Consider the following 17,011-nt stretch of genomic DNA (forward strand, 5'->3'; position numbering starts at 1 on the left):
ATTACTTGGCTTCTATTTTAAAGGCGCGGGGTTGCGGATTTTTGGTTTCAGGACCAAACCAGACATCATAAATTTTGGCCGCCTGCCCGGTAGATTCCAGCTTCAAAAGCTCATCATTGACGGCTTTTAACAGCGCAGGCTCACCTTTTTTCACCCCCACACCGATCTCTTCTTTGCTCAATAGGTCTGGTAGAATTTTGAAATCTGCTTTATCCGGCGCACCGCCTAATAAACCGGCGAGAATTGTACTGTCCTGGGTGATGGCCTGAACGTTGCCGTTGCGCAATGCGGTTAACGCCAGTGGGATATCGTCATAAGCCAGTACGCGTGACTGCGGGAAGCGCTGATGTAGCGCCTGCTCACCGGTGGTGCCTTTTACCGCGCCAATTCGCGCTTTGCTGTATTCATCGAGCTTGTCCGGAGATTTTGCTGGCACAAGGAACTGCTGGCCGGTAACAAAATAGGGGACGGAGAAATCTATTACCTGCGCTCGCTCAGGTGTAATCGTAATATCCGCGACGATTAAATCGGCTTTACCGGATTGTAATAACGGAATGCGGTTTGCCGGATTGGTCGCGACCAGTTCCAGTTTTACGCCAAGGGATTTGGCCAGCGCTTCGGCAAAATCAACGTCGTAGCCGACAATCTGATGCGTTTTCGCATCGATGGAGCCAAACGGCGGATTCGCGTCGAATGTCGCGACTTTTACGACGCCAGCGGCCTTGATGTCAGCCAGTTGGTCGGCCTGGGCCTGCGAGACGGTAAAGCCTGAGGCCAACAGTACGCCGAGTGCCAGCAGTGTTCTTTTTGCGCGGTAAGTTTTCGTTGCCATCGTTGTATGAAATCCCTGTAGTTTTTGGTTTGTGCTTTTTACGCTCCCATAACTTACGGTTGGGACAAAATAAGAAAAAATTCTTATCTATATACAAAATGTTATTAGTGATGAAGGTGTTAATGATGGGTGAAAATATTGCAAAAGCGAATGACAAAATAGCGCATAACCTTGGCAATAATCCGCATTTTGTTTTTTGTATGAGAATGCGCTGGAAGAAAATTGACGTGCGCTAATGTCCAGAAACGTTACTGGAATACCCTCCAGACCTATACCATATGTCACAACAGGTCTGGATTGGGGATAAGCATTCTGCGTGATAATTTTAACGATCTCTATTATCTCATTATCGTGGCCCGCGAGCGTAGTTTCACCCGGGCAGCCCCGGACTAGCGCATGCCGACGCTGGGCGGACTGTATGCCTGGGAGTATGCCAAAAATGGGCAAGATTTGCGCGTGCGGATGGAAGGGTAGCTTATTTTTAACAATTTGCCCTCACGAATCAACGCAGCGATCGCCGGAATGGGGCTGGCATTTGTGCCAGAAAATACCGTCGACCAGGCCGTTGCAGAAGGCGCGCTGGAAAAAGTTCTGGAGGACTGGTGTGAACCTTTCCCTGTCTATTATTTGTACTACCCCAGTCGAAAGCAGCACACTGCCGCCTTTGCGCAACTGATTGAGGCGTGACGGTATACGGGCTGAAGTGGGGAGGTTAACAGGCGATAAAAAAACCGGCATTGCGCCGGTTTGGACATCAGATCTTGCAGGCGTCGCCGCAGTCATTATCAGCAATAATTTCCTGCGCTTTTTTGTCTGCATCTTCCAGGCGTTCAGCATTACGCTCTTGCGCTTCTTCCAATCCATCAAAGACCAGATTATCGAGATCAATTTCCATCATTCACCTGCTCAGGTTCAGCGTTTAACATCCCGTTAGTATATTGCAAAAATGTTGCTTAACAGCAGCGATTCTTGCTACTTCGCATCGAACTTAAATGAGATGTGTATATTTTTCCGGCAGCGTGGTCCACAGATGGCGGTTTGCCGCGCTGAGAATGATATCGCGCATACATTCCCGCGCCTTAACCCCTTGACGCAGCCGTATGGCTTCCAGTAGTAGACGATGCTGCTCAACAGCATGCTCAGTTTCCCGTACTGATGATTCCTGTGTCTGTTTAAACGACAGCATCATGGCCGCTGAGAGTGCGTTGCCAATCGACATCAAAAATGGGTTATGACAGGACTTTAGCAGTGCGGTGTGAAAGGCTAAATCGCCTTCCTCAAAGAGTGTTACCTGATCCTGCTGTTGTCCGCGCGACATCAGCGTCCAGGCATCTTCCATGGCGGCCAAATCGCGAGCTGTCGCGTTTGCGGCGGCCAGAACGGCGGCGTTAGGCTCAAACATCAGGCGCGTTACCACCAGTTGCTCCGCCACATCGGGTGAGATCCCCACTTCTTCCATCCAGCCCAGCACATCCGTATCCAAAAAGCTCCAGAGTTCGCGCGGGTTGACTGTACTGCGCCGTTTAGCCTGGATGGATAGCAAACCTTTTGCCGACAGGACATGCAACGCGTTTCGCACGGACGTACGTGATGCGGAATATTGCACGGCAAGCTCATTTTCACCGGGGAGCATATCCCCATCGCTCAATGTTCCACGGATGATTTTCATCGCCAGATCGCGGGTGATCGTTTCAGAGATGGTGGCCAGGGAGGTGGTCATAGTTAGCCTTGAAAATTTGGACGTTACCCATTGTACGCATAAAACGAAACGTTATGCATACAAGGTATCGCTTCTTGTCGCTTCAGATGAGAAATAGCCACGTTTTATTTCACTTCACGATCGTGCTCACAGATCGTCCATGTAAAATTAACTACATTCTTGTAATACAAGATTTGATTATTGAGGTTACAAGATGAAAGGGGAATGGGTTGCAATCGACTGGGGGACCTCTAATTTCCGTGCGTGGTTATTGGCAGGGAATGCTGTGTTGGATAAACGCAGCGCCAGCTGCGGACTCCTCCATATCGAGCCGGGGCAGTTTGATGCGACGTTAAAGACGCTACTTGGTGAGTGGGTTGCTGATAGTTCGCCAATGATTGTGATGGCCGGAATGGTGGGGTCGCAGCAGGGCTGGTATGAGGTTGATTATTGTCCGTTACCTGCCGGTGCCGACAGTCTGCTCGAGCAGCGAAAAAAATTCATTACCTCGTGGGGCAGTGAAGCCTGGATTGTTCCTGGATTATGTAAATCACCCAGTGGTGATTTGCCGGATGTGATGCGTGGCGAAGAGATTCAGCTCCTGGGTCTGTCTTTACTGGAGGGAATCGATAATTTCCAGGCGATCCTTCCGGGCACACACAGCAAACACGTCCGGATGCAGCAGAAACAGATCGTTGATTTTTCGACATATATGACCGGCGAACTGTTCCACGTACTCATCACACACTCTTTGCTGGGACGTGCACTTCCAGACGCAGCGGTTGATGACAACGCATTTCTGCGCGGAGTCGAAATTTCCCGACGCAACGCTGCGCTAAGCCAACTCCTTTTCTCCGCCCGAACGCTACGCCTTTCGGGCGAAATATCTGCTGAATCAGTAGGTGATTACCTCTCCGGCTTATTGATCGGATCGGAATTTACCACTGGCAACACCGGCCCTGTTTGGCTGGTGGGCAGCGCGGTCTTAACGCGCCGCTATCAGCTGGCTGCCAATGCATTTGGCATTCAGACATGCTGCATCGATGGCGATTGTTGTTTTATTGCTGGTATGCAGTTCCTTCAACAACGGCTAACTGAGAAACAAAATGGACAGTGTTGACTTTGCCTCCTTATGGCAGAAAACGCCGCTTCCGATGATCGCGATTTTACGCGGTCTGACGCCAGAGGAAGCGCCGGAAATTGGCGATGTATTGCTGGAGGCGGGCTTTACGTGGCTTGAAGTACCGCTAAATTCTCCGCGAGCGTTCGATTCAATTACGCTGCTACGTGAACGCGTCGGCCAGCGTGCTGTTGTCGGGGCGGGTACGGTACTGACGGCGGAGCAGGTTGATCGTGTCGTCGATGCAGGCGGACAGGTAGTTATATCGCCAAATATGAATCCCTCGGTAATCCGCCGCAGCAGAGAGCGAGGGGCTATCAGTTTACCGGGTGTCGCCACGCCGAGCGAAGCGTTTGCGGCCCTGGACGCTGGCGCAAGTGGTTTGAAGTTTTATCCTGCGGAAATGATCTCCCCAGATATCCTGCAGGCTATGTGCGTGGTACTACCACCTCACGTAGTTTGTATGCCGGTCGGCGGTATTGTTGCCGAGTCGCAGCAGTTGCAAAGCTGGTGCCGGGCGGGAGCGAAAGGGTTTGGCTGCGGTGGCGGTTTATATCGTGCGGGCGCAGATAGCAAACAGGTTCGGCATAACGCGTTGGCCTATGCTCAGGCATGGCAACAGGTTAATTGCAGGGCGTAGCGCCAATAACAACTCAAGAGGCTGAAAGATGAATACGCGTACCCTCGATTCTGAAAACAAAAATGCGGTTTATCGTAAAGTTACCCGACGACTGATTCCGTTTTTAATCCTGTGTTATTTCTTCGCATATCTTGATCGTGTGAATGTGGGCTTTGCCAAACTCCACATGCAGGATGCGCTAAATCTTAGCGATACGGTTTATGGAATTGGCGCGGGTATCTTTTTTATCGGTTACTTTATTTTTGAAGTGCCGAGCAACTTGCTGATGCAGCGCTTTGGTCCTCGTTTTTGGATTGCGCGCATCATGGCCAGTTGGGCGGTGTTGTCTGCACTGACGATGTTCGTTACCACGCCAACCCAGTTCTACGTTGTGCGTTTTTTACTTGGTGTGGCAGAGGCCGGTTTCTTTCCGGGTATCGTTTACTATTTAACCTTATGGTTTCCTTCATGGCGTTCGGCGCGCACGCTCGGGTTGTTTATTCTGGTCACGCCGTTATCCACCATTATCGGCAGTCCGCTTTCAGGGCTGATCCTGAAGATGTTTGAAGGTGTTGGCCATCTGCATAACTGGCAGTGGTTGTTCCTGGTAGAGGCAATACCTTCATTCTTGTTGGCCTTTGTGGTGCTGCGTTATCTCGATAATGACGTGAAATCGGCGAAGTGGTTATCGAATGATGAGAAAGCGTTAATCGAGCAGGATCTGCAAAAAGACCAGCTTGATAAAGTCGCTGCCAATGCGGGAATGCCGCAACATAGTTTATCTGCGATGTTCCGTAATCGCTTCGTCTGGTTATTGGCGCTGATTTTCTTCAGCTTCAACATTGGCTATTACGGCATTAATTTCTGGCTTCCGTCGATTATCAAAAGCTCTGGCGTACAGGATGATTTTGCCATCGGCCTACTGGCAGCAGTGCCTTATATCTTCGGTGCGGCCTGTATGTTATGGAACAGCCGCCACTCTGATCTGAAACAGGAACGTCGCTGGCACATTGCGATTCCAGCAATAGTGGGCGCAATTGGTCTGACATTGAGTGCGCTGAATGAAGGTTCCACATTCTGGATGATGGCGTGGATTTGCGTTGCCATGTCCGGCACGTTATCTCTGATTCCCACCTATATCAGCCTGCCGGGGACGTTGCTTTCTGGTACGGCAGCGGCGGCAGGCATCGCGTTAGTGAACTCTATCGGTAACCTGGCCGGTTTCTTTGGGCCAACCGTGCTTGGCTGGTTGAAAGACACCACCGGCAGCACCAGCAGCGGGCTGTATATCCTGGCAGGATTTTTGGTTCTCTGCGCTCCGCTTATTTTCCTCATCCCGGCACGATTGATTAACCCTCGCGATCGCCAGGCATCGAAACCGATAGAAAACAATGTATTAACGAAAAGAGGTCATATATGAGCAGTTGTGGCAGCGGATGCGCAGGTTGCGGTGGTGAACACTTCAATCCGATCCTCAGTGGTGATGACGGTGCTCTAAAGCGCGCCCTGTATAAATCGATGGGGCATACGGACGCGCAGCTCCGCCGTCCAGTAATTGCCGTAGTTAACAGCTATACCAATGCGACGGCAGGGCACGCCAATCTGAATGAACTGACCGCGCATGTGCTAAATGGCATTGATGACGCGGGAGGTGTGGGGATGGTGTTTGGTACCATTGCCCCTTGTGACGGTATTGCCGAAGGGCATTTGGGTATGCGCTATATTCTGGCGGCACGCGAAATCATTGCAAGTTCAATCGAGGTCATGATGCGCGCCCACCGCTTCGATGGCATGGTGTTGCTGGGATCGTGTGACAAAATCGTCCCCGCCATGCTGATGGCGGCAGCGCGCCTCGATATCCCGGCCATTTTGGTGAACGGCGGGCCAATGTATCCCGCGGAATACAAAGGTAAGCACTGGGACGGCAATATCGTCACCGAGGCGATTGGCTGGAAACGTCGTGGCGAAATTGATGAAGTTGAGTTCCGCCATATAGAGGATATTGCCGAACCTGGACATGGTTCCTGCACCATGTACGGTACCGCCAATACGATGTGTTGTATTGCTGAAGTACTGGGGATGAGCCTGCCTGGAAGCAGTATGCTGCCCGCGATTTCACACGAACGCCGCGATTGTGCATACGCGACCGGGATGACGGCGGTGGATCTGGTAAAACGTGGGGTGAACGCGCGGCAGATCATTACACGCGAATCAATCCGTAATGCGATGGCCTATCTGCTGGCGACGGGAGGTTCCACTAACGCCATTCTACATTTGCAGGCCATTTATTATGAGGCTGAACTGGGCCACCTGCCACTGTCTGAATTTGATGCGCTGAGCCATCAGGTACCCCTGGTTGCTTCGCTCTATCCGGCATCGGAATACGACATGATCGATTTTTGGGAGGCTGGCGGCGTTGCGGCGGTGGAAAAAGAGATCGCTAATTTATTGGATCTCAATTGCCTGACGGTCAACGGACAAAAAAAAGGGGAGTGGTTGATGGATGTTCCCTCCACCCGACGCCCGGAAGTTATCCATACGCTGGCGATTCCGGTCCGCAATGAGTCGGGGGTCGCTGTACTACATGGCAACTTGTCACCGATGGGGTGCGTAGTGAAGCCTGCTGCGGTTCCGGACCATTTGATGGTCTTTACCGGGCCTGCGGTGGTATTTAACAGCGAAGATGAGGCCGTTGAGTCCATTCTCTCCGGCGATATTCAGCCCGGTAGTGTATTGGTTCTGCGCTATGAAGGACCAAAGGGAGGGCCGGGTATGCCGGAGATGTATAAGCCGATGAAATTCCTCGAAGGAATGAACCTTTCGAACTCCTGTGCGCTGATCACCGATGGGCGTTTTTCCGGCTCGAACCGTGGCCTGTTCGTGGGGCATATCTCACCAGAAGCCAGCGATGGCGGCGTACTGGCGCTGGTGGAAAACGGCGACTTAATCAGTATTGATATTCCACAGCGGACATTAACGTTGAATGTGGCAGATGCTATTTTGGCTGAACGTCAGCAACGTTGTCAGTTGGTACATAAAGAAGTACCGCGCGGGTTCTTGCGTCTGTATCGACGCTGGGCGCTACCTGCTGCGCAAGGCGCGGTACTGGCGGACAAGGAGGATTCGTAATGGCAACCGTTGCAAAGATCCAGGGCGTTAATCCCATTGTTGCTATGTCATTTACGTCACAAGGTGAGGTGGATTTTACCAGTTTTCGCCGTCTGCTGGCCCACCTTTCTGGTGTGGGTGTTAACGGGTTGACACTGTTTGGTATTGCCAGTGAATTTCCAAAGCTTGACGACAGCGAACGAATGCAATTGGCGGAAATTTTTCTTGCTGACTTAGCGGGTAAAGGTGTCTTTCGCGCACTGTCGGTCACCGATCATAGCACCGATCTCGCCGTACGTCGGGCGCGGCGGTATCAGAGTATGGGGGCCGATGCGCTGATGCTGCTTCCACCATTTTTTCTTCAACCGTCGCTTGCCGCCGTACAGGCGCATATCGCGGCGGTGCTGGAGGCGGTAACTATTCCGGTAATGGTGCAGTACGCGCCTGGAGAGACTGGATTTCCGCTCTCGCCCGCGCAACTGGCCGACGTGGCTAAACGCTATCCCCATGCCGTGTTTAAGATTGAATGCAATCCACCGGTGGACTACACCCGTGAGTTTCTGAAGCTGGTGCCAGAGGCTCACGTTCTCAACGGTTATGCTGGCTTGTATATGCTGCAGATGCTGGGGGGGGGGGCAAAGGTGTGATGCCGGGGTGTTCGTTTAGCGAGATTTATGTACGAATTTACCGTCACTGGCTGGCAGGAGAACATCAACAGGCGGTGCAATTACACGAGGCGCTGTTACCCTATATTCAGCGCTGGATGCAGCACTGTGAGTATATTATTCAGGTTGAAAAGACAATATTGCAGCGACGCGGGATCATCGATGATGACTATTGCCGAAAGCCTGGTTGGTCATTAACGAATGACGATATAAAACATATTGATAGTTTTATTTCACAGTTCAATTTGTCGGCATGAGCAATACGAATAGGGGTAAGAGCAAAACGTTTTAACCGTATACTCTGCACCGGATCGAAAATCTTGATCCGGTGCAACTGTACAATGCCTAAAAGCATCAATTTTGTTTCTTCACCGCCTCTCACATTAAATTCAATTTGTTAATTATCTGTTTCTATTGTCTCGTAATCCCCCGATTTTGTAGCAATGTGATGTGCGATCATTTTTAACAAATCTGCGACAAAATCACTATACATATAACTTAATATCTTTTATACATTAATTGTTCAACCCTGCGACTATTCCACAAAAGAGAAAGCTATATGGAACAGACACCTGATAAGAAAAACGATAATTTTCAAAAAGATGGCAAAGAACAATTCAATCGCTCGATCGGTCTTATTTCAAACTTTGCGCTGGGTTTTACCTACCTGTCGCCGCTTACCGCCGTCTATTCGCTATTTGCGTTGGCCGTAACGCTGGCGGGGCCGCCCGCAGTATGGTGGATTTTAATCGTCGCATGTGGACAACTTTTGGTGGCGTTGGTGTTCGGTGAAGTCGCTTCCCAGTATCCGATAACCGGTGGGCTGTATCCCTGGGCCAGAAGGTTATGGGGCAAGAAATATGCGTGGATCGCCGCCTGGATTTATCTGTGGGCGTTGGTGGTTACCATTACGTCGATTGCGGAATATACGTCGACGTTTGTTGAATCGCTCTTCCACTATGGCCAGACGCCAGCCACTATGTTGGTGACTTCCGTCCTGCTGCTGCTGTTGATGATGGCGGTTAATATGTCCGGGACTAAAAATCTGGCCCGGGTCGCGAAAATTGGCTTCTGGTGTGAAATTGTCAGCGTGATCGCGCTGGGGATTTATCTGCTGATTTTCCATCGTTCGCAGCCGTTCTCCGTCATCTTCGACTCGATGGGCGTTCTGGCCCATGACGGCAGCTATTCCACTGCATTTATGTCCGCTGCGCTGATGGGACTGTTTATGTTCTTTGGCTTTGAGGCCTGCGGTAACGTTGCGGAAGAGGTGCAGAATCCGAGTAAAAAGATCCCGGTCGCGATGATTTTAAGTATCGTGTTTGGCGCGATTTCCGCGATTATTTCCGTGATGGGTTATCTGCTGGCATCACCAAATCTGGTCAGTATCGTGAATGGCAAAACGTCCGATCCGATCCCGGCTATCCTGAATGAAGCACTTGGTGAAACTGGCGCAACTGTCTTTATCATCGTCGCGATTGTGGCGATGCTGTCATGCATTCTGTCTCTGCAGGCTGCGTTAAGCCGCCTTATCTTTTCCTTCTCGCGCGACAGAATGCTGCCGGGTAGTGAATGGATGTCAAAGATCTCTAAAAATGGCGTTCCGGATAATGCCATGGTCGTTAGCTGTCTGCTGCCCGTCATCATCTGTGTTTGGGTTTATTTCCAGCCAGATAACCTGTCGCGTATTACCGCATTTGCCGTTATCGGGATTTACATCTCGTTCCAGATGGTTGTGCTTGCCGCGCTGCGACAGCGTCTCAAAGGCTGGAAACCGGCCGGAGAGTGGACCATTGGCGGTTGGGGCGTGATTGTGAACGTGCTGGCGCTGGCCTATGGATTGTGCGGGATTTGGTTGCTGGCACAACCGGCAGACAGCAGCGACTTTATCGACCGTTGGACGGTTCTGTTCGGCCTGGCGATTGTCGTTGGCTCGGGGCTTATCTATATGTTCCTGACCCGTCCGTTTGGTCGCTCCGCGGCGCCGGAAAACGACGCCATTGCCTACGCTAACAAGCTCAATATGGGGCAGGATAGCTAAAAACGAAGGGCCTTCGGGCCCTTAGTTTTGATAGTGATAAAGGATAAAGTAGTCGCTCTGATAAACCACGCGGCTGTTTGCTGGAGAGAGTAATTCACCCACGCGAAAGCGCGGCCAACTGGAGAAGATGATCCTGTTTTCCAGATTGGTCAGAATCACATAATCAGGATGAGCGCAGGAGAGCAGCTCGGCTTCTATCTGACTGACCAACAGATCGACGGCGGCGACGCCAAGAAACTGCTCGTTGTAGTAAACCGGCACTGCCGAGGTCAGGGTGTAGGAGATATTGCAGATATAGTCGACGTAGGGGCCGTGGATATAGGCTTTCCCTGCCGGAGGTGAGTGTTTAAACCACTCGAAGGTTCTGAAATCCAGTCGTTGCTGCGTGGCCTGATCCAAATCGAGATGCGCCTGACTCAAACCATTATCTTTCTTATACCACCATTCCAGCAGCCAATACTCTTTGGTGGCTGCGGTGCTCTCAATATGGCTGGCGAACCCGGCCCCAGAACAATAATGGTTGTCGCTGAGCGTGCGTTTGATGTGTTGCTGAACGGTCGATCGCACCGAGGGATCGAGAACAACCTCTGCTGAGGCCTTTTGCACCCTGGAAATCGCCTCATGGATGCTCCTCGCCAGCGCAACGGTAGAATCTACGGTACAGGCGGTAATATCATCAATCTTACGAATTAATGCGCTTAAGGATGTCGAAGAGCTCATTGTCTGTTCTGCCTTCACTGATTGTTAGTTCGCGTTATATTTCAGCTTTTTTTCAATAAGGTAATAGGTAAACGTGTCGATGATCTGTGTGGCAAGCTGCACAGATTCCGCCTCGTTGTGCGCCGCCAGCGCATCGGCCAGCGCCGAATAAAGCGCGATAATTTCGGCATGAATGCTGTCTGTACGATAAAGTATCGCCACCAGCGATGCCCATTCAGCCTGTACATGCAGCTCCTGGTTGGCCAGTCGCGGCGAATGTGAACTGGCGGCTATCGCCAGCAGACAACGCATATCGGCCTGGGTCATCAGCTCTGGCGAATTTGCTTTTCTGAGCACCTCAACAAACTCGCGAAATTTGGCGATATCCGCACCGGTCATCCGTCTGGATGCCAGCCTTGCGCTATGGCTTATGATGGCGCAATGCATTTCACCCAGGTCTGAAAGGTAATCCGTACTGATTGCTTTAAACGGATGGAGCGTGCTGTTTTTACCATCAATATTCTCGCATACGAAGCTCCCGCCATTACGACCACGAACCGTATGGATAAGATTATTAGCCCGAAGCGTGTTGAGTGCTTCTCTGATGGTGATATGTGAGACCCCCATCATCTTTGCCAAATCAGTTTCGTTGGGAAGTTGTTCTTTTGGCTCCAGCAACCCCGTAATAATGGCGTTTGAAAGGCGTTGCACAATCTGGTCTGAACGACTGACCTGCCCGATAGGCGCAAATATGACCGCGTGAGTAATCATAATCTTTTCTGTACTCAATTCCCTGAAACAACGACCATTCTTAACACATGCCCGCCGGGCAAGGAAGGTAAGAATGGCCGAGTTATTTTACATGCCTGGGCGCACTTCACTGCACAAGCGGATGTGTGTTCCGATAACCTCATGATGAGCCGGGCATAACGCGTTAGCTCACGATGAAAAGCCTTCTCCTGCAGATGTAAAAATTAAGTTAAAAATGCGAGGCTTATCATAGTGTCAATGTTGCGCATTTGAAAATGTTTTACAATATATATATTACATAAGATTCTTTATGTATTAACTGGCAGGAGACAGGCATGAAAACCCTGAAGCATTTTATTAATGGGCAATATGTAGCAGGCAGCAGTGAAGATACCTTTGAACTGGTGAGTCCGGTCGACGGCGAAACGTACGCATTATCTCCCAACGCCAGTGCGGCAGAGGTGGAGCAGGCCTACTCGGCGGCAGAGGCGGCGTTTAGCATCTGGCGTAAATCGACACCGGCACAGCGACAAAAGGCGTTATTGCGCCTGGCCGATGAGATTGAACGAAACGTTGATCGGCTGGTAACCGCACAGAGTCAGGAGACCGGTCAGCTTCGCCATTTTATTGAGAAAGAAGAGATCGCGGCATCCTGTGATGCCATCCGTTTTTTTGCCGGTGCGGCGCGCTGTCTTGAAGGGAAGGCGGCAGGTGAATATTCAGCCGGGTTTACCTCGACTATCCGCCGTGAAGCGCTGGGTATTGTGGGACAAGTCACGCCATGGAATTATCCGTTCATGATGGCGGTATGGAAGATTGCGCCAGCGCTGGCGGCAGGTAACACGGTGGTATTAAAGCCAAGCGATACCACGCCGATCAGCACGCTGCTGTTGGCTGAACTGGCTGCTCCATTATTCCCGAGAGGGGCATTTAACGTCGTGTTGGGCAAAGCCAGTAGCGGTTCGCTGGTGGTTTCAAACCCGAAGGCCTCACTGGTTTCGATTACCGGTTCGGTCCGCGCGGGTCTGCAGGTGGCGGCTTCGGCGGCGGCAAATCTGACCAGAGCGCATCTGGAATTGGGCGGGAAAGCGCCCGCGGTGGTGTTTGCCGATGCGGATATGGACAAGGCGATTGCGACGATCGTCACGGCAGGTTTTTTCAATGCCGGGCAGGACTGCACGGCGGCTACGCGTATTCTGGTCGAACAGTCCATCTACGCTGAGTTTCTGGAGAAGCTGATCCAGAAAACAAAGAGTATTAAATTTGGACCGCCAGAAGATCAGGATGCGCTATATGGCGCGTTGAATAGCAAAAAACAGCTGGAGCAGGTTAAAGGCTTTATTGAGCGTTTACCGTCACATGCAAAAATTGAAACCGGTGGGCGCGCCGGACCGGGACCAGGATTCTATTTTGAGCCGACGATCGTCTCTGGATTGCATCAAAATGATGAAGCTATTCAGCATGAAGTATTTGGCCCGGTAATGACTATTCAGCCTTTTTCTACTGACGAAGAGGTACTACACAAAGCGAATGATGTGGAGTATGGTCTTGCCGCCAGCGTCTGGACCAGTAACCATGGTCGCGCACAACGCTTCAGCATTGACCTCGATTTTGGCACGGTGTGGATTAACAATCACATTCCTCTGTGCGCCGAAATGCCGCACGGCGGGTTCAAAAAATCGGGCTACGGCAAAGATCTCTCATCTTATTCTCTCGAAGAATACACTCGGGTGAAACATATCATGTGTGACATTTCTGAATAGAGAGGATTACGATGAAAACATTAAAAATAGCGGTGCTTTCATTAGTGATGTTCTCGGGCTATAGCCTGGCAGAAAGCACCTCGCTGAATACCGTGAAAGCGTATATGGCGGCGTGGAATGCGCACGATGCTTCGCGAGCCGCTCAATATCTTGCGAATGATGCAGTCTATTATGATGCCGCTGCGGGCGAACCGATAAATGGCAGAGATAAAGCGGAAAAAGACGTTATCGGCGCTTTTATTAAGGCGGTGCCAGATCTGAGCTGGAAAATGATCGGTAAACCCGTCTACGACGAAGATACCGTGGCGTTTCGTTGGGAATTTTCAGGCAAAAATAGTGGTGAATGGGCAGGGAGTCCGCCAACAAATAATCCGATCAAATTTGAAGGCGTCAGCTATATTCATGTTAAAGCAGGAAAAATCACCTGGCAGGGTGATTATTATGATTCTAAAAAACTGGACGAAGAGTTAAAGCCAGTGAAGTAGTTGGCTGTACCCCTTTATTAATATGAAGGGGTATATCTCTTATTTGTGTCGTATTAAGGGCAGTGTGTAGCAATAAGGAAAAAAGTTAATGGCAATTACCAGACGTGATTTTCTCAACGGCGTCGCAGTAACTATTGCAGCGGGCCTTACCCCGCTGGAATGGGTCAGGGCGGCAGGCAAGGGAAACGCATTTATAGATGGAAACTATTATCCGCCTGCGCTGACTGGGCTACGGGGTAATCATCCTGGATCGTTTGAAATGGCGCATGCGTTAGGCCGCGAACATAAGCATTTTGACCTAAACGCTCTGCCCGTTGAGGAAGAGTACGATCTGGTGATTGTGGGAGGCGGGATTAGCGGGCTGGCTGCCGGGTGTTTCTGGCGACAACTTGCCGGGCAAGATAGCCGGGTCCTGATCCTCGATAACCATGACGATTTTGGCGGACACGCCAAACGTAACGAATTTACCAGCGCGGGCAAAAAATTACTCGGTTATGGCGGCAGCGAAGCATTCCAGTCACCCGCACATAATTTCAGTCCTGAGGTGCAAAAACTGATGGAAACCGTGGGCGTCAGCGTCACGCGGTTGAAACAGAGTTTTGACGTTAACTTCTATCCCGACTGGCAGCTCAGTCGCGGCGTTTTCTTCGACAAAAAGAATTTTGGCGAGACAAAAATCGTCAGCGGCGATCCGGGCCGCGCGGTATCTGATGATATCCCGCCAGACAGGCTCAATGGCCGTAAAATTGAAGACTTTATCAATGATTTTCCGCTAAGTGAGAACGACAGGAAAGCGCTGATTGACCTGCACGTGCGCCCTGGCGATTACCTTCCGGGGATGACGGTCGATGAGAAAATGGCATGGCTGGATACCCACAGCTACAGTGAATTTTTAGCAACGAAAGTTGGTTTAAGTAAAATGGCGCTGCTCTATTTTCAGCAGCGTTCCAACGACTTCTTTGCCATTGGTATTGAAGGCATCTCCTGTAGCGACGCCAGGGCGTGCGCCTTACCCGGCATGGAAGGGATGGGGTTACCGCCGTTGGACGGAGAGTCGCTGGCCGACCTTGAAGAGCCATATGTTTACCATTTCCCGGACGGTAACGCCGGGTTGGCCCGACTGTTAGTCAGGTATATGCTGCCGGATGCGCTACCGGGTAGCACGATGGAAGATTCGGTCCTCGCCAGACTGCATTACGAAAAGCTGGATCTGCCGGAAAACGCCACGCGTTTGCGCCTGAACAGCACGGTGATTAATGCGGCCAACGTACAGGATGGCGTGGCGGTGACCTATCTGCGTGACGGCAAGATGCACCGTGTGCGCGGTAAGAACACCATCATGGCAGGCTATAACATGATGATCCCGTATCTGGTGCCCGAGATGCCGGAACAGCAGCAGGCGGATCTCAAACTGAACGTCAAGGCACCGCTGGTGTACACCAACGTGGTGGTCAAAAACTGGCACGCGTTCAAACAGCTTGGCGTACATGAGTTTTACTCTCCGGCGGCACCTTACAGCCGGGTTAAGCTCGACTATCCGGTCAGCATCGGTGGATACCAACATCCAGCCTCACCGGACGATCCGATGGTCATTCATATGGTCTATGTACCGACCTATCCGGGCAGTAACCTGTCGGCCAGAGAGCAGTTCCGTCTGGGACGAGCCTATTTGCTGGGGACCACCTTTGCGGCGCATGAAGAGATGATTCGCTCCCAGTTGCAGGAGATGTTCGGCTCAACCGGATTTGATAATCAACGCGATATTTCCGCCATTACCGTTAACCGCTGGGCGCATGGCTATGCGTACTACGCCAACTCGCTGTTCGATGATATGGATAAAATGCCAGAAATTATCGAGCGGGCGCGTAAGCCAGTCGGTCGCATTGCCATCGCTAACTCCGATTCTGACTGGAGTGCTTATGCCCATACGGCAATCGATCAGGCATGGCGTGCGGTTAATGAACTCAAGGATATGGGGTGATCTATGCGTAACGTAACCATTCTCGCCGCCTGTTTATTTACTGCTTCGGTTTCCGCTGCTGAATCTAACGGTGAATATATCGCGCGAATTTCTGACTGCGTGGCCTGTCACACCACCGAAGGTGGTGCGGCGATGGCGGGGGGCAAAAAATTTCCTACTCCGGTGGGGGATATTTATTCGACCAACATTACCCCAGACAAGACGCAGGGTATTGGAAATTACTCATACGAGGATTTTGACAAGGCGGTACGACAGGGAATTGCCAAAGACGGCCATCCGCTTTATCCGGCTATGCCTTATCCCTCTTATGCGAAACTTTCTGATGAGGATGTTCAGGCGCTGTATCGCTATTTTATGCATGATGTCACGCCGTCTGCGCAACCCAATAAAGAGAATGCTATTCCGTGGCTACTCTCCGCCCGCTGGCCGTTGCATATCTGGAACTGGCTGTTTACCGACGCGCCAGCAACGACAGTAGAAAATGCGAAACCAGACGACAACGCAGCCCTGGTAAAACGGGGCGCTTATTTGGTGGAAGGCCCCGGACACTGCGGTTCATGCCATACCCCGAGAGGCATGGCGATGAACGAAAAAGCGTATACTAATGCTGATGCCGAATACCTGAGTGGCGCGATGATCGACGGCTGGTATGCACCGTCGCTGCGCGGCACCGGTATGTCTGAGCAGGAGTTAAAATCGCTGTTGCTGACCGGTAAAAGCAAGCATGCCGCGGTTTCTGGTTCGATGGCTGAAGTCGTCACGCAGAGTACACAGTATCTGACTGATGAAGATGCCACGGCGATTTCGCAATATCTGCTGAGCCTGAAAAGCGCGAAGCCTGAAACGGTGCGCACAGCAGCAACCTCATTGTCCTGGTCGAATTCCCCCGAGGCCGGCAAAGTGACCTATAACCGCTACTGTTCAACCTGTCATGGTCTGGAGGGGAAAGGTACGGATGATAACGCGCCTTCTTTGATCAACAACCCGCTGGTAATGGTTGATGACCCGACGCCGCTGTTCAGAGTGATTGCCCACGGCGCAGAAACACCGACAACGCGTGGCAGCGTCTCCTTTAAGATGCCTGCCTACGGTGGCTTGTTAAGCGACGGCGAAATGCGCGACGTGATTAACTACGTGCGTAAAAGTTGGGGAGAAGGGAATGGTGAAGTAAGCCAGGAAGACCTGGCTGGCGTTAAAAAAGCGTCACATTAAACAGGATGCCGGATAAGGTGCTTACACCGCCATCCGG

The 17,011-nt window shown here is 51.3% G+C and carries 16 protein-coding genes and 1 pseudogene; 12 read left to right on the forward strand and 5 right to left on the reverse strand.

Annotated elements, in window-relative coordinates; all coding sequences use genetic code 11:
* Nucleotide 1: 1 nt before the first annotated feature.
* Entirely contained in the window at nucleotides 2–832 is an 831-nt protein-coding gene (locus tag E1B03_RS12275; protein ID WP_103770095.1) for an ABC transporter substrate-binding protein, read from the reverse strand.
* 393 nt (nucleotides 833–1,225) lie between these two features.
* On the opposite strand from E1B03_RS12275, the pseudogene E1B03_RS12280 reads away from it, so the two are divergent.
* A pseudogene (locus E1B03_RS12280) lies at nucleotides 1,226–1,519 on the forward strand (LysR substrate-binding domain-containing protein); the annotation flags it as partial.
* Between the two features lie 67 nt (nucleotides 1,520–1,586).
* Here the strand turns inward: E1B03_RS12280 and E1B03_RS12285 are convergent.
* Together E1B03_RS12285 and E1B03_RS12290 are read right to left on the reverse strand one after the other, a co-directional pair.
* Nucleotides 1,587–1,727, reverse strand: coding sequence for a hypothetical protein (locus E1B03_RS12285; protein ID WP_003832695.1), 141 nt, complete (start codon nucleotides 1,725–1,727; stop codon nucleotides 1,587–1,589).
* 93 nt (nucleotides 1,728–1,820) lie between these two features.
* Nucleotides 1,821–2,552 (reverse strand): FadR/GntR family transcriptional regulator, encoded by a 732-nt coding sequence (locus E1B03_RS12290; protein ID WP_103770094.1) that lies wholly within the window; start codon nucleotides 2,550–2,552, stop codon nucleotides 1,821–1,823.
* A 193-nt stretch (nucleotides 2,553–2,745) separates the two neighbouring features.
* Between E1B03_RS12290 and E1B03_RS12295 the strand changes: the two genes are divergently transcribed.
* The 7 genes from E1B03_RS12295 to E1B03_RS12320 all read left to right on the forward strand — a co-directional run bounded on the left by E1B03_RS12295 (nucleotide 2,746) and on the right by E1B03_RS12320 (nucleotide 10,084).
* Nucleotides 2,746–3,651, forward strand: coding sequence for a 2-dehydro-3-deoxygalactonokinase (locus E1B03_RS12295; RefSeq protein ID WP_103770093.1), 906 nt, complete (start codon nucleotides 2,746–2,748; stop codon nucleotides 3,649–3,651).
* On the forward strand, nucleotides 3,638–4,291 hold the full coding sequence (locus E1B03_RS12300) for a 2-dehydro-3-deoxy-6-phosphogalactonate aldolase (protein WP_103770092.1): 654 nt from the start codon (nucleotides 3,638–3,640) through the stop codon (nucleotides 4,289–4,291). Before E1B03_RS12295 ends, E1B03_RS12300 begins: the two co-directional genes overlap by 14 nt.
* Before the next feature lie 28 nt (nucleotides 4,292–4,319).
* Nucleotides 4,320–5,690 carry an MFS transporter gene (locus E1B03_RS12305; RefSeq protein ID WP_133086305.1) on the forward strand — a complete coding sequence of 457 codons (1,371 nt, stop codon included), beginning with the start codon at nucleotides 4,320–4,322 and terminating at the stop codon, nucleotides 5,688–5,690.
* Complete coding sequence (ilvD, locus tag E1B03_RS12310) at nucleotides 5,687–7,399, forward strand: dihydroxy-acid dehydratase (RefSeq protein ID WP_133086306.1); 1,713 nt, start codon at nucleotides 5,687–5,689, stop codon at nucleotides 7,397–7,399. The genes E1B03_RS12305 and ilvD overlap by 4 nt, the downstream gene beginning before the upstream one ends.
* A complete protein-coding gene (locus E1B03_RS26570; RefSeq protein ID WP_281279700.1) occupies nucleotides 7,399–8,025 on the forward strand; it encodes a dihydrodipicolinate synthase family protein in 627 nt (208 codons plus the stop codon). The genes ilvD and E1B03_RS26570 overlap by 1 nt, the downstream gene beginning before the upstream one ends.
* Nucleotides 8,025–8,300 carry a dihydrodipicolinate synthase family protein gene (locus E1B03_RS26575; RefSeq protein ID WP_281279709.1) on the forward strand — a complete coding sequence of 92 codons (276 nt, stop codon included), beginning with the start codon at nucleotides 8,025–8,027 and terminating at the stop codon, nucleotides 8,298–8,300. The genes E1B03_RS26570 and E1B03_RS26575 overlap by 1 nt, the downstream gene beginning before the upstream one ends.
* A gap of 302 nt (nucleotides 8,301–8,602) precedes the next feature.
* The gene (locus E1B03_RS12320; protein ID WP_103770088.1) at nucleotides 8,603–10,084 is read left to right on the forward strand and encodes an APC family permease; all 1,482 of its coding nucleotides are present in this window, start codon (nucleotides 8,603–8,605) and stop codon (nucleotides 10,082–10,084) included.
* 21 nt (nucleotides 10,085–10,105) lie between these two features.
* On the opposite strand, the gene E1B03_RS12325 is transcribed toward E1B03_RS12320, so the two are convergent.
* Together E1B03_RS12325 and E1B03_RS12330 are read right to left on the reverse strand one after the other, a co-directional pair.
* Entirely contained in the window at nucleotides 10,106–10,804 is a 699-nt protein-coding gene (locus E1B03_RS12325) for a cache domain-containing protein (RefSeq protein ID WP_103770087.1), read from the reverse strand.
* Between the two features lie 24 nt (nucleotides 10,805–10,828).
* Nucleotides 10,829–11,554: a FadR/GntR family transcriptional regulator gene (locus E1B03_RS12330; protein WP_133086307.1), complete on the reverse strand. Its 726-nt coding sequence runs from the start codon at nucleotides 11,552–11,554 to the stop codon at nucleotides 10,829–10,831.
* 314 nt (nucleotides 11,555–11,868) lie between these two features.
* On the opposite strand from E1B03_RS12330, the gene E1B03_RS12335 reads away from it, so the two are divergent.
* The 4 genes from E1B03_RS12335 (at nucleotide 11,869) to E1B03_RS12350 (ending at nucleotide 16,974) form a co-directional block, all read left to right on the forward strand.
* Nucleotides 11,869–13,296, forward strand: a complete 1,428-nt coding sequence (locus E1B03_RS12335; protein ID WP_133086308.1) for a gamma-aminobutyraldehyde dehydrogenase — start codon at nucleotides 11,869–11,871, stop codon at nucleotides 13,294–13,296.
* 11 nt (nucleotides 13,297–13,307) lie between these two features.
* Entirely contained in the window at nucleotides 13,308–13,781 is a 474-nt protein-coding gene (locus E1B03_RS12340; RefSeq protein ID WP_133086309.1) for an ester cyclase, read from the forward strand.
* 88 nt (nucleotides 13,782–13,869) lie between these two features.
* Entirely contained in the window at nucleotides 13,870–15,762 is a 1,893-nt protein-coding gene (locus E1B03_RS12345; protein WP_103770083.1) for an NAD(P)-binding protein, read from the forward strand.
* 3 nt (nucleotides 15,763–15,765) lie between these two features.
* A complete protein-coding gene (locus E1B03_RS12350) occupies nucleotides 15,766–16,974 on the forward strand; it encodes a cytochrome c (protein WP_133086310.1) in 1,209 nt (402 codons plus the stop codon).
* Nucleotides 16,975–17,011 lie beyond the last annotated feature (37 nt).

Origin of the sequence: Citrobacter arsenatis (genome assembly GCF_004353845.1) — a bacterium.
GTDB classification, from domain to species: Bacteria; Pseudomonadota; Gammaproteobacteria; order Enterobacterales; family Enterobacteriaceae; genus Citrobacter; species Citrobacter arsenatis.